The sequence below is a fragment of the Lentzea sp. NPDC051208 genome (assembly GCF_040682435.1).
GTDB lineage: Bacteria > Actinomycetota > Actinomycetes > Mycobacteriales > Pseudonocardiaceae > Lentzea > Lentzea kristufekii.
Window position 1 is genome coordinate 244,514 of the sequence record NZ_JBFBAW010000001.1, and the last position, 19,388, is coordinate 263,901.

Sequence of the window (19,388 nt, forward strand, 5' to 3'; positions counted from 1 at the left end):
GTGGGAGCGCTCTCAACGCGCAAGACTCAACGCAGTCCGACATACCTCCACAGGATCTCGAACATCGGCGATCGTCGCCGCTGCCAAAGCCGCCGCCGCGGCGAAGCCGGGGTCACCCAGCACCCTCGTCACGGCGTCCTCCAGGCCCTCCACAGTGGACGGCCGCACGACGAGTCCGCTCCCCTGCCGCTCGACCCGGCACGCCATCTCCCACTGATCGCCACCGCCAGGCACCACCACGACGGGAACGGCGGCCCGCAACGCCTTGACCAGCATCCCGTGCCCGCCACCGCACACCAGCACCGCGGCCTGGCGCAGCAGCGCGTCCTGGTCGCCAGGCCCGGACCGGGCCCACGGGGGCAGATCAGCCGGCGCGGGCGCGAACGTCGACACCACCGCCCGCACGCCCTTGTCCCGCAACGCCTCCAGCGTCATCTCCGCCATGCCCCGCGCCCCGGTCCACGCCGTTGACGGCGCGATCACCACCAGCGGTGCGTCCCCCGGCGGCGGGCTCAGCGTCTCCTTGCTCGCCTCCCACAGCAGCGGTCCGACGACGTGCGCGTCGCGCGGCCAGTCCGGCCGCGGCACCTCCAGCGCGGGCAACGTCGCGATCAACCGCGCCGCCGGGCCCGTTCCGCTGGCGTCGAGCCCGATCCGTTGCCGCACAACGGCACGCTGACGTTCACCCTGCCTGAGCGACCTCGCCGTCAGCACCCGCAGCACCGAGTCGCGCAGCCTCCCCCGCACGCCGGTCCCGGCGGCCAGCCCGCTTCCCATCGGCGGCAGCCACTTCGACGGTTCGTAGAGCGGATGCGGCGACAGCTGCACCCACGGCACGCCGGCCAGTTCCGCGGCCATGCTCGCGCCCAGGGCGAGGACGTCGCACACCACCAGATCCGGTTCCAGCGCGGCGAACTGCGGAGCGAGGGCCAGCGCCAGCGTCGCGGCCTGGTCGTGCAATGCGCGCCCGAGGTCCGGCGCTTCGTTCAGGTCGTCCAGCGACAGGCCGGGCACTCGCGACGCCGTGATCCCCTCGGCGAGGGCGGGCTCGACCCAGCGTTCCCCCGTCAGCAGGACCGGGGTGTCGCCCGCCTCCGTGAACCGCAGGCACAACGCGATGGCCGGCACCACATGACCGGGATCGCCCCCGGAGACAACCACGACTCGCACGGGGCAGATCTAGCCTTCTTCGCCCGGCCTGTCCAGTGTTCGTGTTGGCTGGACGGCATGGACGAGACCCGCTGGCAGAGGTACTGGGACCGCAAGTCGGCGAACTACGACGCGGAGATCGGCGTCCTGGACCGCCGGGTCTTCGGCGACTCCCGCCAGTGGACCTGTTCCCAGGCCACCGGGGAGGTGCTGGAGGTCGCCGTCGGCACCGGCCTCAACCTGCCGCACTACCCGGCTGGCGTCGCGCTGACCGGCCTGGACCTGAGCGAGCAGATGCTCGACCTCGCCCGGTCCCGCGCCGCGCAGCTCGGTTTGGACGCCGTGCTGCGGCAGGGCACCGCGCACGCCCTGCCGTTCGGCGACGCCTCGTTCGACACCGTCGTGTGCACGCTCGGCCTGTGCGCCATCCCCGACCACGAGACCGCGGTGGCCGAGATGGTCCGGGTGCTGCGGCCGGGCGGGCGGCTGATCCTGCTCGACCACGTCGCCGGCTCGTCCCGTCTCACGCGGGGTGTGCAGTGGCTCGTGGAGCGGATCACGGTTCCGATGGCGGGCGAGCACTTCCTGCGCCGCCCGCTGCACCTGGTCGAGGCCCGCGGCCTGGTCGTCGAGCAACGGCAGCGCTTCAAGCTCGGGGTGGTGGAACGACTCGTCGCCCGCAAGCCGGTCAGCAGCAGTGGTGACCCCGCCACGCCTCGCGACCTTCCCTGACCGCCACCGCGGCGATCACGAGCGCCGCCAGCGGATCGGCCCACCACCAGCCGAACAGGCTGTTCACCACGAGACCCACCAGCAGCACCGCGGACAGGTAGGTGCACAGCAACGTCTGCTTCGAGTCCGCCACCGCGCTCGCGGACCCGAGCTCACGACCGGCCCTGCGCTGGGCGTAGGACAGCCACGGCATGACCAGCAGCGACACCGCCGCGAGCACGATGCCGACCGACGAGTGCGCGGCCCGGTCCCCCTGCACCAGCGACAGCACGGACTCGACGCTCACGTACGCCGCGAGCGCGAAGAACGACACGGCGATCACCTTGAGCGCCGTCCGTTCGCGCTTCTCGGGGTCGCGCCCGGCGAACTGCCAGGCGACCGCGGTCGCCGACGCCACCTCGATCACCGAGTCCAGCCCGAACCCGATCAGCGCCGTCGACCCCGCCACCGTGCCGGCCGCGAGCGCGATGACCGCCTCGACCACGTTGTAGGTGATCGTCGCGGCCACGAACATCCGGACCCGCCGCTGGAGCACGAGCTTGCGCTCGTCCACGACGGGCGCGCAGCAGGCGTCACTCATCGACGCAGTCCGGTCCGGACTCGACGGCCAGCACGACGTCCAGGAGCTCGCTGATCGCACGCTTCAGGTGCGGGTCCGCCAGCTCGTAGCGCACCTGACGACCCTGGTAGGTCGCGACGACCAGGCCGCAGCCGCGCAGGCACGAGAGGTGGTTGGAGACGTTCGACCTGCTCAGCTGCAGGTTCTCGGCGAGCTGCGCGGGATAGCCGTGGCCGTCGAGCAGCGCGATCAGGATGCGGCAGCGCGTCGGATCGGCCAACGCGCGGCCGAGCCGCGCGAGGGCCGTTTCCCGCGTCTCACAGGTCAGCATGAATCGAACTGTACAGCCAGAGCTGAACAGTTCAGCGCACGCGGTCCGTTGCGCAGCCGACGAGGAGCATCACCAGGACGGCTGCGAGCGCGTGGTCACCGCTGAGCGCGCAGGCGCAAGCGAGTGTGAACCAGAGCACAAGCCTCATGAACCGAGGTTAGGGACCGTACGACGAAGACCGCATCTCATTTGGGCAAGGCTTGATGGTCCCTTAAGCAAAACTGAAAACGTGACGACACGGGAGTTCTGGGACCGCCACGCCGCTGCGTTCGACGACGAACCAGACCACGGGTTGCGCGATCCGCGAGTGCGCGACGCCTGGGCGCGGCTCCTCCTGCCACTCATCCCCTCGGCCTCCTCCGTTGTCGATCTCGGGTGCGGCACCGGCAGCCTGTCGGTCCTGCTCGCCGGAGCCGGCCACGAGGTGCACGGTCTGGACCTGTCCGAGGAGATGGTGAAAGCCGCGCGGGCCAAGGCGGCGGCCGCGGGCGTGGCCGCCGAGTTCAGCGTGGGCGACGCGGTTCACCCACCGCACCCGAAGGCCTCGTTCGGGGTGGTGCTGGCGCGGCACGTGCTGTGGGCCTTGCCGGATCCGGCCTCGGCGCTGGAGGAGTGGGTGTCGTTGCTGGCGCCGGGCGGCGTTCTCCTGCTGGTGGAGGGCCGGTGGTCGACCGGGGCCGGGCTGACCTCCTCGCAGACCCGCTCGCTGGTGCTCGGCGTGCGCGCGGAGGCCGTGGTCACCCCGTTGACGAGCGACGACCTGTGGGGTCGTCCGATCGAGGACGAGCGCTACCTCGTCGTGAGCCGGCGGTAGTCGGCGTCGACGTCCTCGCGCGTACCTCCGGTCGCGGAGCGCGCACTAGGCCGAATTACTCCAGAAAGTTCTTGCAACGCTTTGCCCGGTGTGCGCGCGGATGCTACGACCTTCAGTGAACCCCTGCACACAAGGAGACAACGTGGTTTCCTCGGCTTCGCGCACCCTTCTAGCGGTGCTGCTGATCGTCGGACTGTCCACACCGGTGCAAAGTCTTGCGGCGCCACCGGGCGCCAAGGACGTCACCGTCACCCTGTTCCAATGGCCGTTCGCCCGCGTGGCGGCGGAGTGCACGAACGTGCTCGGCCCCAAGGGCTACGGCTACGTCGAGGTCTCCCCCGCGACCGAGCACGTCCAGGGCCCGCAGTGGTGGACCAGCTACCAGCCCGTCAGCTACCGGATCGCCGGGCGGCTCGGTGACGAGAACGCCTTCCGCAACATGGTCAGCACCTGCCACAACGCGGGTGTGAAGGTCATCGCCGACGCGGTGATCAACCACATGAGCGCCGGATCGGGCACGGGCACCGGCGGTACCGGCTACTCCAAGTACAACTACCCCGGCGTGTACAGCGACTGGGACTTCCACTCGTGCCGCTCGCCGATCAGCAACTACCAGGACCGCTTCAACGTCCAGAACTGCGAGCTCGTCGGTCTGTCCGATCTGAACACCGGCAGCGAGTACGTGCGCGGGGCGATCGCCGGGTACCTGAACCGCCTGATCGCGATGGGCGTCGACGGGTTCCGCATCGACGCGGCCAAGCACATGGCCGCCGCCGATCTCGCCGCGATCAAGGGGAAGCTGAGCAACCCCAGCGTGTTCTGGGTGCACGAGGTGATCTACGGAGCGGGCGAGGCCGTGCAGCCCGGTGAGTACACGGGGTCGGGTGACGTGGACGAGTTCCGCTACGCCTACGACCTCAAGCGGATCTTCCAGAACGAGAACCTGGCCTACCTGAAGACGTTCGGGCAGCCGTGGGGCTTCCTGCCCAGCGGTCAGGCGCGGCCGTTCGTCGACAACTGGGACACCGAGCGCAACAACTCCACGCTGACCTACAAGGACGGTTCGACCTACACGCTGGCGAACGTCTTCATGCTGGCGTGGAACTACGGGGCGCCGCAGGTGTACTCGGGTTACGAGTTCAGCGACAAGGACGCCGGTCCGCCCGGCAACTCGGTCTGCTACAGCGGCTGGAAGTGCCAGCACGCCTGGACGCAGATCGCGAACATGGTCGCGTTCCGCAACACCGTGGCGGGCACCGACGTGAACAACTGGCAGGACAACGGGTTCGACCTGATCGCGTTCGGGCGCGGCAGCAAGGGTTTCGTCGCGATCAACCGCGAGACGTTCGCGGTGACCCGCACGTTCCAGACCGCGCTGCCCGCCGGGAGCTACTGCAACGTCCAGGAGAACGGCTGCGTGCGCGTGACCGTCGACTCCTCCGGCAGGTTCACGACGACGCTCGGCGCAGGGACCGCCCTGGCACTGCACGTCAACGCACGTTGAGACGAACCCCGGCTGTCCACCGCTTCACGCGGTGGACAGCCGGGCGTTCTCATCAGGCGGTGTGCAGCCTCAAGCCGTAGACGTTGAGGATCTCGTTGATCGGCTGGAACCACGTGCGACCGCCACTGGTGCAGTCGCCGTAGCCGCCGGACGTGACGCCCTGGGCCTGGTCACCGGTGATGAAGGAACCACCGGAGTCGCCGCCCTGGGCGCAGACGCTCGTGCCCGCCATCTGGTGCACGTCGCCCTGCGCGTAGCGGATCGTCTCGTTGCGGCTCTGGATCACGCCGCAGTGCCACTGGGTCGTCGAACCCGAGCGGCAGACCGAGGTGCCGACCGGTGCCTCCCACGAACCGCGCACCAGCGCGTCGGGCACCCGGCCCCAGCCGAGCACGACGGGCACGGTCCACCAGCCGCCGCCGGTGCGCACCCACGCGTAGTCGTTGCCGGGGAAGGAGGATCCGGCGAAGTTGCCCTGGTAGGAGCGGTCCCAGCCGTAGACGGCCGCACCGTTCCCGCCGCAGTGGCCCGCCGTGACGTAGCCGCCGTGCACCGAGAAGCCGATGGAGCAGCGGACGTTGCCGGTGTAGTACGGGTCGCCGCCGACCGTGCCGGCCGCGAACGGCTGCGGCTGCCGCACACCCTCGGTGCGCACGGTGATGGAGCCGAGCTGACGTGCCTTGTCCAGGAACGAGGCCACCTCAGCGGTCTGCTTGCCCGCCTCGACGTTCACCACGACGGTTCCGGTGCGCGGGTCGGGGTGCCAGCTCGCCACGGCGGACGGCACCGACCCGGACGCGGACAGGGCGTCGAGGCGGTTCTTCTGCGCCGTCATCGAGCCCGCCGAACGACCGACGACCACGGCTTCGGCACCGGTGGCCTCGACCTTGCGCGCGGCCGCCCGGTCCGTCACGGCGACGACCAGGCGGTTCTTCGTCTCGTCGAACCAGCTGCCGGCGAGCGCGGCACCGGCCTCGCTTTCGGCGCGCGGCGCGATGGCCGACGCGCGTTGTTCCTTCTCCAGACGCAGCCGCGCCTGGGCCTCGGTCAGCCCGAACGCCGAGCTCATCGCGGTGAGCAGGCCGGGTGACATCGCCTTCTCCGACGCCTGGGCAGGCACCGTGAACGTGGACCCGACCAGCACGAGTGCCAGCGCGGGCACGATTCTGGGCATGGTGAAGCGCATGCTCATCTCCTTGTCCGTACAGGGATCGCTGCCCGCCCCGTTGCGGGAAGCGGCGAACATGAGAGCGCTCTCACCGTGGCGCAGACAGCCTGCGGTGGTCAACAGGTGACACCGGAACTGTCCTGCCCGATTCGTGCCCGGACGGGCTGAACCGGGCATCACTCCATGACGACCACCTGACGGACGGCCTCTCCGGAAGCGAGCTTCGCGAACCCCTCGTTGATCTCGTGCAGTCCCAGCCGCCCGGACAGCAGGCCGTCGACGGGCAACCGTCCCGCGCGGTAGAGGTCGACGAACCGCGGCACGTCCCGGCGGGGCACGCACGAGCCGAGGTAGCTGCCCTTGAGCGTGCGCTCCTCGGCGACCAGGTTCAGCGCCGGGAGGCTCACGGTGCGGTCGGGGTGCGGCAGGCCGACGGTGACGGTGGTGCCTCCGACGGCCGTCGTGGCGTACGCCTGTTCGAGCACCGCCGCCACACCGGTCGTGTCGATGACCTTGTCCGCGCCGCCACCGGTCAGGTCCCGGACGTGGGTGACGACGTCCGGCCCGCCCGCGGCCTCGTGGGTCGCGCCGAGCGTCAGGGCCAGCTTGCGCTTGTGTTCGACCACGTCCACCGCCACGACCTGCGTCGCGCCCGCCGTCACGGCCGCGAGCACCGCCGCCAGGCCGACACCGCCGAGCCCGAACACCGCGACCTTCTCCCCCGGCTTCACCTCGGCGCTGTAGAACGCGGCGCCCGCACCGGTCAGCACGGCGCAGCCGAACAGCGCGGCGACGTCGAGCGGCAGGTCCTTCGGGACTCGGGTGGCCGACCGGCCGGAGACCACGGTGTACTCGGCGAACCCGGACACGCCCAGGTGGTGGTGCGGACGCGTGCCGTCCGGAAGGGTCCAGCGACGCTGACCGCTGAGCAGCGTGCCGTCGCGGTTCGCCGCGGCACCGGGCTCGCACAACGCCTGGCGGCCCGACGCGCACCGGCGGCAGGCACCGCACGCGGGCACGAACGACAGCACGACGTGGTCGCCCACCTCGAACTCGGCGTTCGGACCGGTCTCCACGACCTCGCCCGCGGCCTCGTGGCCGAGCACCATGGGCAACGGCCGGATGCGCGAGCCGTCGATCACCGACAGGTCGGAGTGGCAAAGGCCGGTGGCGTGCACGCGCACCAGCAGTTCGCCGGGACCGGGCGGATCGAGTTCGAGATCCACGATCTCGAGCGGCCCGCCGACTCCGGTCAGCACCGCGCCTCGCGTCTTCACGCCACCACCAGACCTTCCATCGCCGTGCGCAGGTGCGCGGGGATCTCCACCGGTTTGCGGGTCTCGCGGTCCACGAACACGTGCACGAAGTGGCCCTCCGCCACGACGTCCTCGCGTCCCTCGAAGAAGAAGCCGACCTCGTAGCGCACGCTCGACCGGCCGAGGTGCCCCACGCGCAGTCCGGCGTCGAGCGCCTCCGGGAACGACACCGAGGCGCGGTAGTTGCAGTGCGACTCCACGCAGAGCCCGATCTGCTGCCCGGCCTGGATGTCCAGCCCGGCGCCGATCAGCCAAGTGTTGATCACGGTGTCCATGAACGCGTAGTGCACGACGTTGTTCACGTGGCCGTAGACGTCGTTGTCCGCCCATCGGGTCGGAATCCGCTGCCAGTGCCGGTACTGCTCGCGCACGCGACCTCCATCGTCAATCGAGTCTCCTGGTGAGCTCGACCCTCGACCGCACGCCGAGCCGCGCGAAGATGTTGCGCAGGTGGTGCTCGACGGTGCGGTGGCTCAGGAACAACCGCGCGGCGACCTCGCGGTTCGTGGCGCCCTCGGCGACCAGCCTGGCGATCTGCGCCTGCTGCGGCGTCAGGCCGGGGTGGTCCTTGGGCTCGCTCGTGGAGTCGCCGGCCGCGCGCAGTTCGGCGCGGGCCCGCTCGACCCAGTGATCAGCCTGGTAGGACTGGAAGATGCGCACGGCGTCGCGCAGGTGTTCGCGCGCGGCCTTGGGCTTGCGGCCGCGCCGCAGCCGGTTGCCGTACAGCAGCTCGGTCTTCGCGAGTTCGAGAGCGGTGCCGCTGGCGCGGTGCAGCCGGATCGCTTCCTCGAAGTGCTCGTCGGCGGTGCCGCTCTCCAGCAGGCCGTGGCAGCGGTGCGAGAGCGCGAGGCGGGCCGCGCTCCCCGTCGTGCCGGCCCACTTCTCGAACGGTTGCAGCGCCCTGTCCGCGGTGGACGGCTTGCCGCACGCCACGGCGGCCTCGACCACGTGCGGTGCGGCCATCACCTTGATGCCGGCGTGTCCCGGTTGCAGCCGCAGCCGGTCCAGCGCGTCGGCGGGCCGGTCGCGGGCCAGGTCGACGCACGCGAACGCCCAGGCGCCGAACGTGCCGGGCCGCGTGAGACCGCGCTGGGTGATCTGCTCGGTGGCGGCGTCGATGCGGTGCAGCGCCGTGTCCGCGTCGCCCCTCAGCGCTGACAGCAGCGCGAGGATCGTCAGGTGGTCGACCACGGCGTTGTGCTGCCCGATCGCCGTCGCCGCGTGCACGCCCTCGGTCGCCGCGGTCAGCGCCGCGGCGTGCTGGTCCAGCAGCAACGCCGACAACGCCCGGTACACCAGCGCCCACGGGACCAGCGCGGTGAAACCGCTCTCCCGCGCGGCCGTGACCGCGCTGGTCGCCATCTCGTGCGACCTGGTGGCGTCCCCGAGCACGTAGGCGGCCTGGCTCGCCCAGATGCGCGCCTGCGGTCCGGGGACCTGGTCGGCCAGGTCGACGACGGTGCGCAGGGCGAGCAACGCCTCGTCGTGGCGGCCGTCGAACGTCGCCAGCATGCCGGTGAGGTGGTCGAGCGTGATCCGGGTGGCCGGCGGCTCGTCGCCGCGGCGGATCTCCTTCGCGAACTCGGCGACGGCGGTGTAGCGGCGGTGGTCCCCCGCGATGTTGGCCGCCTCACCCGCGAACCCCAGCGCGGCCACCGCGAGCTCCCGCCGGGTGCCGACCAGACCTTTCGCGGCGCGGATCAGCCGGTCCGCCGCCACGTCGGGGAGGCTCTCGCCGAGGTCGATGCCGCCGACGACCAGGTCCATCAACGCCCTGAGTTCCGGTGTGTGGGTCATCCTGGTCGCGGTGCGCAGGACGGCCCGCGACCGGTGCGGCGCACCGTGCGCCCAGTGGTCGGCGGCGGCCTTGAGGAGGTGGCGCGCCTTCTGCTCGGGATCGATCGTGAGGCGGGCCGCCCGGCCGTGGTCGCGGGCGGCCGTCGCGAAGTCGCCGCACCGTTGCGCGTGTTCGGCGTGGACGGTGAGCACGTCGACGAGCCCGGCGTCCTGCGTCGTGACCGCCTGGTGCCACGTCCGGCGCGCACCCGGCGGCAGGGTCTCCGCCAGAACGGCATGTGCCCGGCGCCGCAGCGGTAGCGGCACGTCCGCCTGCAGCGCGGACCGGACCAGCCTGCGCGAGTCGAACAACGGCCCTGCCTCGGTCACCGCGTCGAGGTCGAGCGTCTCGGCGTCGACCTCCTCGTCCACCGCCATCATCGCGACGACGTGCTGCGCCTCGGCGGACAAGGCGGCGAAGCGGGCTCGCCACCTCTGCCGCAGGGAGCTGGTCTCCGGCAGCACCTCCGGCGCGGGCGCGACGCCTCCGAGCTGCGCGGACGTGAGCGCTCCTGCCAGCTCGACCAGCGCCAGCGGGTTCCCGCACGCCAGCTCCACGAGGTCCGCGGCGAGGGCGGAGGGCAGGCCGGGCACGAGGTCGTGCAGCACGCGGACGCTCGTCACGGCGTCCAGTGGATCAAGCCTGACGCTCGGCAGCCCCCGTGGTACGCCCTCGGTGGCGATGAGCAGAGCGCCCTCCGTGCCCGCCACGTCCCGCGCAAGCTCCAGAAGATCGTCATCAAGCTCCGGGACGTCCACGCACAACAACGCGTCGTAGGTGTCTCTCACCGCGTCGAGCAGCGCAGTCTTGCCCGAACCAGCCTCACCACACACCACAAGCACTCCGCCGCGCCCAACGCGCGCACGGTCGACCAACGCGTCCACGGCGACGCGTTGCCGCTCTCGGCCACGCAGCATCAGACCAGTCTTACGGCGGTTGCGGCTCCTCCGGAAGGGGTAAGGGCCAAATTCACCTACCACCGTTAGTTTTGCCACCGAAGTTGTTCACCGAGACCGGTGGTTGCACCGATGCGCACTCGGAGGCCGTGGTTGCAGGGTCGAGTCGTTCCTCCCCCTGTTCCCTGCCGAATGAGGTGTACAGCGCTGTGCAACTCCGCACCCTGATCCCCATCGCGCTTTCCATGGTGCTGCTCGGCGGCACCGTGGCCCAGGCCGCCGACAACCCGTACGAACGGGGCCCTGCCCCCACCAACTCGAGCATCGAGGCAAGCCGCGGCCCGTTCGCCGTGTCGGAAACCTCGGTGTCGTCACTGGTGAGCGGCTTCGGCGGCGGCACGATCTACTACCCGACCAGCACCTCCGCCGGCACGTTCGGCGCGGTGGCCATCTCCCCCGGCTACACCGGGACCCAGTCGACCATGGCGTGGCTCGGCCCGCGCCTCGCGTCCCAGGGCTTCGTGATCTTCACGATCGACACGAACTCGATCTACGACCAGCCCGACAGCCGAGCCTCGCAGCTGCTCGCGGCCCTCGACTACCTCACCCAGCAGAGCTCGGTCCGCTCCCGGATCGACTCGTCCCGCCTGGGCGTCATGGGCCACTCGATGGGCGGCGGCGGAACCCTGCGCGCGGCCAGCCAGCGCCCGGCACTGCAGGCGGCGATCCCGCTGACGGGCTGGCACACCACGAAGAACTGGTCGTCCGTTCGCGTCCCGACCCTGGTCGTCGGCGCCGAGAACGACTCCGTGGCCCCGGTCTCGTCCCACTCGGAGCCGTTCTACACGAGCCTGCCGTCCACTCTGGACAAGGCGTACCTGGAACTCAACAACGCCTCGCACTTCGCCCCGAACTCGTCCAACACGACGATCGCGAAGTACAGCATCTCGTGGCTCAAGCGGTTCATCGACAACGACACCCGCTACGAGCAGTTCCTCTGCCCGGCGCCGGGACGCAGCACGTTGATCGAGGAGTACCGGGACACCTGCCCGCACTCCTGATCCGCTGAACTCGGGTCGCGGCGCTGACCGAGCGCGGGGCGCCGCGACCCGATCCAGGTCATTCGAGCACTCTCATCCGCGCGTAGGGCACGGACGCCTCTGCTGAGGTGTCCGTGCCCTACGCGCGGTCGCGGTACTTCTGACCACGCAGCACGGGCGACACCCAGGCCGTGACGACGCCTGCCGACAGCACCACGAGGCCGGCCCCGATCCCGGCTCGCGAATCACCGGCCGCGACCGACAGGGCACCGGCCAAGGCGGCGCCGAGAGGCCGGCCGAGACCCCATGCGATCATCCGCGCCGTGGTGTTGACCCGCGACTGCAGCTCCTCCGGACACACCTCCTGCCGGTAGGTGATCCCGTTGATCACGACGACGGCACCGGCGACGCCCCAGTAGGTCGCCGCCGCGCACGCCACCAGCCAGTGCTCGCTCACGAGCACGAGCACCCCGCCCAGCAGGGAGAGCGGCAAGGCCACGAGCGCCACCCTGGCGCTGCCCCAGCGAGCGGTCACCCGCGGCAGCAGGCGGGAGGCGATGATCGCGCCCAGTCCCCAGCAGCTGAACAGGGCCGCGAGCCTGGCGTCGCCTTTCGACGCCACGCCGAGCACCTGGTCGGCGAACGGCACGAGCAGGGCGATCCACGCACCACCTGCCACCGAGTGCGTCGCGCCGACCAGGGTGAGGATCCGGATGACAGGTTCGCGCCAGAGGAACCGCAGCCCTTCTCGCATGTCCGCGACGAGTTCCCTCCCGCCTCGCACCGGCCGTGGGGTGGCCATGCTGCTCGTGATGGCGCGCAACAACAGTGCCGACCCCACAGCCGTCAACGCGTTCACTGCCAGCAGTGCCGCCGGAGCAACGGCAACCACGAGCAGGCCGGTCACACCCGGCACCACAAGTTCCACCACGGTCGTGCGCCCGAAGACCTTCGAGTAGGCGGCGGTCAGCTTTTCCTTGCCCACCAACGCCGGCAGCGCGCCGAAGTTCGCCGCGTCGAAGAACACGAACGCCGTCTGCGACGCGAACCCCACCGCCACGACGTGCGGCGCGGTCAGTCCGCCCGCCAGCCACGCCAGAACTACGCTCAGCAGCACGGCGGCGACCGTGAAGTCCATCGCCACCATCATCGAGCGGCGATCCAGCCGGTCGGCGAGAGCGCCGGCCGGCAACCCGAACACCAGGTACGGCAACGCCTCCGCCGCCGTGACGGCCGACGTCCAGCCCGCCGAGCCGGTCAGCTGGTAGACGAGGACGGGCAACGCCACCGTGGACACCACGGCGCCGACGACCGAGAGCACCCGTGCGTTCAGGTACCGGCTGAAATCGCGCTCGATGCTCACCGGACCTCGCCGTACCGGGCGGCGACCGAGCCGGCCCGATCCCTCAACGCGGCACGCAACCACTGCGGTTCAAGGACTTCCGCGCTCGTGGAGAGCTGCCACAACGCCCACTCAGCGTGCCGCGCGTCCTGGAACGCGACCTCCATCCGCAGCCAGCCGTCGTCGGTCTCCTCGGCGAGCACGGCCAGTGCGGTGCCCACCAGTTCCTCCCGCCGCGCCGGGTGCACCCGCAGCACCACGGCGACCTGGTCACCACCGGTCCGGAACCGCGTGCTGCGTTCCTGCCAGGCCCGGTCGAGGTCGACCCGGTCCGGCCGCTGCGCGGGTTCGTCGAGTTCCTCGGCGGCCAGGATCCGCGACAACCGGTAGGTCCGGTCCTCCCCCGCCTTCGTGGCCAGCAGATATCCCTGCTCCCGCACGGTGACCAGACCGATCGGGTCCACCGTGCGCCACTCCGCCGCCTTTCCCTTGGCCTCGTAGTGGATTCGCAGCCGGTGCCCCGCGAACACCGCGCGACGGACCTCCGCCACCACCGCGTCCGGCAACTCCTCCTCCACCGCACGCCGGGAGAGTAGGTCGATTTCCGGATCGATGAGCAACCGTTCCACCGCACCGGCCGCCGTCTGCCGATAGCTCTCGGGCAGCGCGTCGACCACCTTGAGCACGGCCGAGGCGAGCGACGAGCCGAGCCCGAACACCTGCGCGCCACGTCGTGAGCCGGCGACGAGCAGGGCGAGCGCCTCGTCGTGGTTCAGGCCGGTGAGCTCCGTCCGGAAACCGGGCAGCAGCGCGAACCCGCCGTGCCGGCCGCGTTCGGCGTAGACCGGAACGCCGGCCGCGGACAGCGCCTCGATGTCGCGCAGGACCGTCCGGGTGGACACCTCGAGTTCGCGGGCGAGCGTGGTCGCCGACAACTGGCCGTGCCGCCGCAGCAGCAACACCAGCGAGACCAACCGGTCGGCACGCATGCGAAAACCGTACGGGAATACGTGACACAGGATGTCGTGTATTGCTTGCGAGGCTGACGGCACTGTCGAAGAGATCGAATGGAGCTGTCGTGGCTGTGGGACGAACGCCGGTCAACCCGTGGACGTGGTCGGCGGAGCTGGGCTACCACCAGGGCGAGGTCGTCACCGGGCAGACCAGGACGCTGTACTGCGCGGGCCAGACGTCGATGAACGGCGACGGCAAGCCCGAGCACGCCGGTGACATGGGGGCGCAGCTGGCACTGAGTCTCGACAACCTGGAGGCGGTGCTGGCCGAGGCGGGGATGTCGCTTGCCGATCTGGTGCGGCTCAACGTCTACACCACCGACGTCGACCTGCTGTTCCAGCACTACGGCGTGCTGGCGGCGCGGCTCGGCCGGGCGCGGGTGGCACCGCCGACGACGATGCTCGGGGTGAGCAGGCTGGCGCTGCCCGGCCTGATGGTGGAGCTGGAAGGGACGGCCGTGGCGTGACGCTCCGGGTGGTGACGATCGGCGTGTACGGCTTCGGCGAGGAGTCGTTCCTGCGCCGCCTGCGGGACGCGGACGTCCGGCTGCTGCTCGACGTGCGGCAACGGCGCGGTGTCCGCGGGCCCGAATACGCCTGGGCGAACTCGCTGCGGTTGCAGACGGCGCACGCCCGTGCCGGGATCGTCTACGAACACCACCCGGAACTCGCCCCGACGACCGAGTTGCGGCAGGTGCAGTACGCGGAGGACGAGCGGCTCGGTGTGGGCGAACGCAGTCGTCGCGTGCTGGCCGCGGAGTACGTCCGCCGGTACCAGGCGGAGATCCTCGGCAGTGCCGACCTGGCTCCCGTCAGGTCGGCGCTGCCGAGAGGCGCGGCGCTGCTGTGCGTCGAACGCGACCCCAGGGCCTGCCACCGCTCGTTGATCGCCGAGCGGCTGGGCGTGCCGGTCGAGCACCTGCTGCCGTAACGGGTCAGCCGAGGCTTATGGCGGCCCCAAGACGTCGACAGACACGCCCTTGGGCGCCATGCCCCGAAGTCCCGACCGGCCACTTCGGACGCCGGAGGTCATGCGGTCAGGGGTGCCGGTCGACACGTGCCGATGCGTCCCGGATCATCTCGTCGACGTGATCGGTCGCCACGTGCGCACGAGTCAGGAGCTTCCGGGCGCGGCGCAGACCAGTCAGCTCACCGTCCCGATCGTTGGCACAGCGGGCGAGCACGATCAGGGCTTCGGCTTGACCGGGTCTGGCTCCCGCCTGACCGAGGATCAGGTGCGCCGCCGTCGCGTGGGTCTGAGCGGTGGCGCGGTCACCGAGGCGGAGCATCGCGGCGGCCAGAGTCGTGAGCGCCTGGGCGTGGTGCAGGCGGTGGCCGGTCTGTCGGGAGCGGCCGGCCGCGGTGGCGGCGTGCCGGCGAGCGGTCTCGGCCTCGTCGTTGCGGAGGCAAGCTTCCGCGATGCCGACGAGCGCGTCGAGTTCAGCGCGTGCGTGGTGGCGGGCCTGGGCCAGTGAGGTGCGGTGTTCGGCCAGCGCCTCGTCGACGCGGCCGAGATGGCGCAGTGCCGTGCCCCTGTGGTTGCGCACGTCCGCGGCGAACAGCGGGTGGCCGTCCGCCAGTTCGGCGGCGCGGTCGAGCAGGTCGAGGGCCTGGCCGGGTTTACCGCGCAGCAGCGTCAGGCGCGCCCGCACCTCGAGCGCCAGGGCGTGGTCGTGGGCGTTGGGACAGTCGAGATTCCACTCCAGGGCGCGGTCGATCTGCTCGTCCGCGGCGGCGAGGTCACCCCGGAACAGGTGCACTTCGGCCAGGCACACCATCGCCAGCGCACCCGCGTTCGCCTCGCACGCTCCCTGGAAGCACTCGACGGCGTCGGCGAGGCGGGCCTGACCGAGCCTCGTCCCGCCGAGGTTGATCAGGATCGAACCGCGCAACCGGGTGTCGCCGGTGCGCGCCCCTGCCCGCATGGCCTCGACGAGGAGGTCCGCGGCCTCGTCGAGCGGGCCGGTGCTGGTGCGCACCAGGCCGAGGTTCGTGGCCGCGGTGATCTCACCGGGCGTCCACCCGGCTTCGCGCGCGTGGGACAGGGCCGCGCGCAGGTGTTCGTCGGCGGCGGCGAACCCGCCGCGCGTCCAGTTCAGAACACCGAGGCTGCTGTGCATCGCCGAGAGCGCGGCGGCGTCCCCGGCGACCTCGGCGGCACGCAGACCCGCGCCGGCGACCGCCTGCCAGTGGACGCCGTTGGTGCGCAGGAAGTAGCCCCTGAGCGCGTCGGCGATCAGCCAGGCACGGCCGTCCGGTCCGAGCAGGTCGGCGACGGCGGCGAGGTTGGGGCCTTCGGCGTCGAGCCACGCCGTCGCCGCCTCCGCGTCCGCGAACGCCCGCGCGATCGGCGCGGTGTCGCCGGGCAGTCTGGGACGTGCGGGGTCGACGGCGTTCGCGGCGGCGCGGACGGCCGTGGTGTACCAGTCGAGGAGCCTGTTCACGCAGGTGGCGACGTGGGCGGGATCGTCCTCGGCGGCGGACCGCTCGGCCGCGTAGAGGCGCAGCAGGTCGTGGAAGGTGTACCGGCCGGGCGCGTGCTCCCGCACCAGGTGCGCGGTGCACAGGCCGTCCAGGCCTTCCGCTCCGCCGGCGAGGACCGCCGCGGCCTCGGCGGAGATGTCGATGCCGGGCATGCGGCCCAGGAGCCGGAACAACGCCCTGGCGCGGCTGGGAAGAGCCGTGTAGGACAGCGCGAAAGCAGCCCGTACGGCGGTCGTGGCGTCTCCCGGCACCGCCAGCGCCACGAGCCGGTCGTTCTCGCGGAGCAGACGGTTGTAGTCAGCGATCGAACGGTCCGGCCGGGCGAGCAGGGCCGCCGCGGCGATGCGCAGTGCCAGTGGCAGCCGCGCGCAGAGTTCCACCAGTTCGGCGGCCGCGTCCGGTTCGGCGCCGACGCGGGCCGGTCCGAGAACACGGACGAGGACGGCGTGGGCGTCGGACGGCGTGAGGACGTCGAGGACGATCTGATCGGCACCCTCGCGGGCGACCAGCCCGTCGAGGCGCGCCCGGCTGGTGACCACGACCAGGCAGTTCGGCGTGCCCGGCAGCAGCGGGCGAACCTGGTCCGCGTCGAAGGCGTCGTCGAGCACGACGAGCACCCGGCGTCCGGACAGGACGGTGCGGTACGTCGCTGCCGCGTCGTCGACCTCGGCGCAGAGCGAGTCGCGGTCGACGCCCAGTGCCGTCGACAACCGGGTCAGGGCGTCCAGCGGTGTCACCGGCACGCCGTGGCCACGCAGGTCCAGGTACAGCTGCCCGTCGGGGAACTGCGAGCGGACGCTGTGCGCCCAGTGCACGACCAACGCGGTCTTGCCCGCCCCGGCCAGGCCCGCGACCACGCAGATCCCGCCGCGACCCGGCAGCCGGTCGAGCGCCGCCACGGCATCGGCGCGACCGGCGAAACCGGCCGGGGCGACGGGGATCTGGGCGGGCCGCCGGTGGTCCCGGCGCGCGTCCAGGTCCTGGGCCAGCACCCTGGCCTGCACCTCGCGGAGTTCCGCTCCCGGCACCAGTCCGAGGTCGCGGTCGAGCAGCGTCCTGCCCTCGTCGTAGACGTCGAGCGCGTCGACCTGACGACCCGCCTGGTAGAGCGCGGTCATCAGCAGGCCCCGCGACCGTTCGCGGAACGGGTGCTCGGCGACCAGCCCGCGCAACGCGGGCACCACTTCCTCGGCGAGCCCCAGCCCGATCCGTGCCTCGGCGAGGTCCTCCTGGGCACCCAGCCACTGTTCGGCCAGCCGCACGCGCGCGGGTTCCGCGTCGGCGAGGCCCAGACCGGGATACGGCTCGCCCCGCCACAACTCCAATGCCCCTTCCAGGGCCTGCGCGGCGTCCTGCACCCGACCGGCCCGCAACGCCTCGCGGCCGTCACGAACGCGGACCTCGAAGAGTGACGCGTCGAGTTCGTCCCGGCCCACGAGGATGCGATAACCGCCCGGCCCGGCCTCGATCCGGTCGCCGTCCAGGAGGCCGCGCAACGTCCACACGTACGTCTTGACGAGCCCCGGCGCCGAACGCGGCGGGCCGCCGGGCCACACGGCCTCGATCAACCGCCCCACCGGAACCCACTCGTTGGCGTTCAGCAGCAACGCCGCCAGCAACGCCCGCGGTTTGGCCGCCACGCCCAGCCCGCTGCCGTCGGAAGCGACTCGGTCGACAGCGCCGATGACCCGGAACATCCCCACCCCCGCCACGACCGTATCCCATGATCAGCAGCCTCGGCCCGGCCTGCTGAACCTCGTCTGGACCTCGATTGGACCCGCTCGTTCCAGTCTTTCCACCACAAAGACGCGTGCCAATGGACGTCTTTCACCGGAATTGCCCAGAAAGGTACCGAGATGTCTGAGATCACCACCTCGTCCGCGAGACAGAAAGCACCTCGGCGTTTGACGAAAGCAGTCGCGCTGTCGCTGCTCGCCGCGACCTTCTCCATTCTGACCAGCACGATCTCTCCCGTCGCGGTGGCCGGCGCGTCCGACACCACTTCGGTTCAGATGACCGAAACGCAGGTGCGCGCCGAGATCGCGGCGGTCACCAGGTGGCAGCTCGAGAACCCCCGGCCGTACAAGACGAACTGCACCAGCGGTGGCACGATCTACCAGAGCGTCCCCAGTCTTCCCTGGTACAACTACCTGGGCAGGAACGACTCCAACGCGAACTGCAACATCTGCAACGGTTACAACGGCCAGGAGTGGTGCGGTCACTTCGCCCGATTCGTGTGGGACAAGGGCGGTGCCTACGACGTCGCCCAGAAGCCGTCCAACTACGCCAGCTCTCAGGCATGGCGAACCGGTGTCGGCAACCGATTCCACGCGTACTCGACCTCGATTCTCCCCAAGCAGGGTGACGTGCTCGTGTGGAGCAACAACTCCGATTCGAGCCGAGGGCATGTCGCGGTCGTGGTCGCGGTCAACACCACCAACCGCGCCATCACCTACATCGGTGGCAACGAGGGCGTCAACGGCAACTCGGACAGCATCGTCCTGCACAGCGACTACTGGACCAACATGGACGTCTCGATGAGCGGCAAGACGTTCCGCGGCTTCGCGAGCCGCTTCTGAGATCTCCAGCGCGAACTTCGAAGGGGTGACGCTGCGGAGTGTCACCCCTTCGGCCTGTCTGCCTCAGCCGATGTCGTCGGCCTGCACACCGACGACCTTTCCGCCCTGCCGCACGGTTTTCGCTTTCACCGTTCCGGACACCTGGCCGGACCTGACGGTGCGCGCCAGGACCGCCGTCACCTCACCCGCGACGTCGTCGATCTCGACCTGGCCGAGAACGACGGGCCTGGACTCCGGACGCGGTTCCCCCTTGAGCGTCATGCGCTGGCCGTGAACGGCCTCGATGATCTTCCTCAGGGAATCGGTGGTCTCCAGCAACGCCGTGTTGGAGGCCTCGACGACTCCGATCCCCTGGGCGTAGGGACCCAACGCGCTCCACAGGGCCGGCAGTTCGTCCTTGAACTTCTCCACGACCTCGAAGTCGGCGGGCGTCTGCTCGACCTCTCCCTCGAACACGTCCGCGGGAGGTGCCGGCAGCACCGCTTGGCTCTCGTCCTTCTTCTCGCTGCGCTCACGACGTTTCTTCAGCAGTTCCCCCGCCTGCCCGTAGAAGAACTTGATCCCCTCGGTGACGACCGGCGCACTGACGACCGCGAGGCTGGTCGGCTCCATCTCGTTCGGTCC

The 19,388-nt window shown here is 70.9% G+C and carries 18 protein-coding genes; 7 read left to right on the top strand and 11 right to left on the bottom strand.

Annotated elements, in window-relative coordinates; translation table 11 throughout:
• Positions 1-12: 12 nt before the first annotated feature.
• On the bottom strand, positions 13-1,170 hold the full coding sequence (locus AB0M48_RS00915) for a nucleotide disphospho-sugar-binding domain-containing protein (protein WP_363834996.1): 1,158 nt from the start codon (positions 1,168-1,170) through the stop codon (positions 13-15).
• 57 nt (positions 1,171-1,227) lie between these two features.
• On the opposite strand from AB0M48_RS00915, the gene AB0M48_RS00920 reads away from it, so the two are divergent.
• Positions 1,228-1,881 carry a class I SAM-dependent methyltransferase gene (locus tag AB0M48_RS00920; RefSeq protein WP_363835000.1) on the top strand — a complete coding sequence of 218 codons (654 nt, stop codon included), beginning with the start codon at positions 1,228-1,230 and terminating at the stop codon, positions 1,879-1,881.
• Here AB0M48_RS00920 and AB0M48_RS00925 read toward each other — a convergent pair.
• Together AB0M48_RS00925 and AB0M48_RS00930 are read right to left on the bottom strand one after the other, a co-directional pair.
• Complete coding sequence (locus AB0M48_RS00925; protein ID WP_363835002.1) at positions 1,838-2,461, bottom strand: cation transporter; 624 nt, start codon at positions 2,459-2,461, stop codon at positions 1,838-1,840. The genes AB0M48_RS00920 and AB0M48_RS00925 overlap by 44 nt on opposite strands.
• Positions 2,454-2,771, bottom strand: coding sequence for a metalloregulator ArsR/SmtB family transcription factor (locus tag AB0M48_RS00930; protein WP_363835004.1), 318 nt, complete (start codon positions 2,769-2,771; stop codon positions 2,454-2,456). Before AB0M48_RS00930 ends, AB0M48_RS00925 begins: the two co-directional genes overlap by 8 nt.
• Before the next feature lie 229 nt (positions 2,772-3,000).
• Between AB0M48_RS00930 and AB0M48_RS00935 the strand changes: the two genes are divergently transcribed.
• Complete coding sequence (locus AB0M48_RS00935; RefSeq protein ID WP_363835006.1) at positions 3,001-3,585, top strand: class I SAM-dependent methyltransferase; 585 nt, start codon at positions 3,001-3,003, stop codon at positions 3,583-3,585.
• 142 nt (positions 3,586-3,727) lie between these two features.
• Positions 3,728-5,089 (top strand): alpha-amylase family protein, encoded by a 1,362-nt coding sequence (locus AB0M48_RS00940; RefSeq protein WP_363835008.1) that lies wholly within the window; start codon positions 3,728-3,730, stop codon positions 5,087-5,089.
• Positions 5,090-5,141: 52 nt separating this feature from the next.
• Here the strand turns inward: AB0M48_RS00940 and AB0M48_RS00945 are convergent, their stop codons facing one another.
• From AB0M48_RS00945 to AB0M48_RS00960, 4 genes are all read right to left on the bottom strand, one after another.
• Positions 5,142-6,275: a S1 family peptidase gene (locus tag AB0M48_RS00945; RefSeq protein ID WP_363835010.1), complete on the bottom strand. Its 1,134-nt coding sequence runs from the start codon at positions 6,273-6,275 to the stop codon at positions 5,142-5,144.
• Positions 6,276-6,433: 158 nt separating this feature from the next.
• Positions 6,434-7,534: a zinc-binding dehydrogenase gene (locus AB0M48_RS00950; protein ID WP_363835013.1), complete on the bottom strand. Its 1,101-nt coding sequence runs from the start codon at positions 7,532-7,534 to the stop codon at positions 6,434-6,436.
• The gene (locus AB0M48_RS00955) at positions 7,531-7,944 is read right to left on the bottom strand and encodes a thioesterase family protein (RefSeq protein ID WP_266036750.1); all 414 of its coding nucleotides are present in this window, start codon (positions 7,942-7,944) and stop codon (positions 7,531-7,533) included. The genes AB0M48_RS00950 and AB0M48_RS00955 overlap by 4 nt, the downstream gene beginning before the upstream one ends.
• Positions 7,945-7,957: 13 nt before the next feature.
• Positions 7,958-10,327, bottom strand: a complete 2,370-nt coding sequence (locus AB0M48_RS00960) for a LuxR C-terminal-related transcriptional regulator (RefSeq protein ID WP_363835017.1) — start codon at positions 10,325-10,327, stop codon at positions 7,958-7,960.
• A 224-nt stretch (positions 10,328-10,551) separates the two neighbouring features.
• Here AB0M48_RS00960 and AB0M48_RS00965 point away from each other — a divergent pair, with 224 nt between their 5' ends.
• Complete coding sequence (locus AB0M48_RS00965; RefSeq protein WP_363835882.1) at positions 10,552-11,367, top strand: dienelactone hydrolase family protein; 816 nt, start codon at positions 10,552-10,554, stop codon at positions 11,365-11,367.
• A gap of 118 nt (positions 11,368-11,485) precedes the next feature.
• Here the strand turns inward: AB0M48_RS00965 and AB0M48_RS00970 are convergent, their stop codons facing one another.
• Both AB0M48_RS00970 and AB0M48_RS00975 read right to left on the bottom strand, forming a co-directional pair.
• A complete protein-coding gene (locus tag AB0M48_RS00970; protein WP_363835019.1) occupies positions 11,486-12,709 on the bottom strand; it encodes an MFS transporter in 1,224 nt (407 codons plus the stop codon).
• Positions 12,706-13,677 carry a WYL domain-containing protein gene (locus AB0M48_RS00975; protein WP_363835023.1) on the bottom strand — a complete coding sequence of 324 codons (972 nt, stop codon included), beginning with the start codon at positions 13,675-13,677 and terminating at the stop codon, positions 12,706-12,708. Before AB0M48_RS00975 ends, AB0M48_RS00970 begins: the two co-directional genes overlap by 4 nt.
• Positions 13,678-13,772: 95 nt before the next feature.
• On the opposite strand from AB0M48_RS00975, the gene AB0M48_RS00980 reads away from it, so the two are divergent.
• Both AB0M48_RS00980 and AB0M48_RS00985 read left to right on the top strand, forming a co-directional pair.
• Positions 13,773-14,168, top strand: coding sequence for a RidA family protein (locus AB0M48_RS00980; RefSeq protein ID WP_363835883.1), 396 nt, complete (start codon positions 13,773-13,775; stop codon positions 14,166-14,168).
• Entirely contained in the window at positions 14,165-14,632 is a 468-nt protein-coding gene (locus AB0M48_RS00985; RefSeq protein ID WP_363835026.1) for a DUF488 domain-containing protein, read from the top strand. The genes AB0M48_RS00980 and AB0M48_RS00985 overlap by 4 nt, the downstream gene beginning before the upstream one ends.
• A gap of 106 nt (positions 14,633-14,738) precedes the next feature.
• Here AB0M48_RS00985 and AB0M48_RS00990 read toward each other — a convergent pair whose 3' ends face one another.
• Positions 14,739-17,897: a BTAD domain-containing putative transcriptional regulator gene (locus AB0M48_RS00990; RefSeq protein ID WP_363835029.1), complete on the bottom strand. Its 3,159-nt coding sequence runs from the start codon at positions 17,895-17,897 to the stop codon at positions 14,739-14,741.
• 192 nt (positions 17,898-18,089) lie between these two features.
• Here AB0M48_RS00990 and AB0M48_RS00995 point away from each other — a divergent pair, with 192 nt between their 5' ends.
• On the top strand, positions 18,090-18,764 hold the full coding sequence (locus AB0M48_RS00995) for a CHAP domain-containing protein (protein ID WP_363835032.1): 675 nt from the start codon (positions 18,090-18,092) through the stop codon (positions 18,762-18,764).
• Between the two features lie 63 nt (positions 18,765-18,827).
• On the opposite strand, the gene AB0M48_RS01000 is transcribed toward AB0M48_RS00995, so the two are convergent.
• Positions 18,828-19,376: a hypothetical protein gene (locus AB0M48_RS01000; protein ID WP_363835035.1), complete on the bottom strand. Its 549-nt coding sequence runs from the start codon at positions 19,374-19,376 to the stop codon at positions 18,828-18,830.
• Positions 19,377-19,388 lie beyond the last annotated feature (12 nt).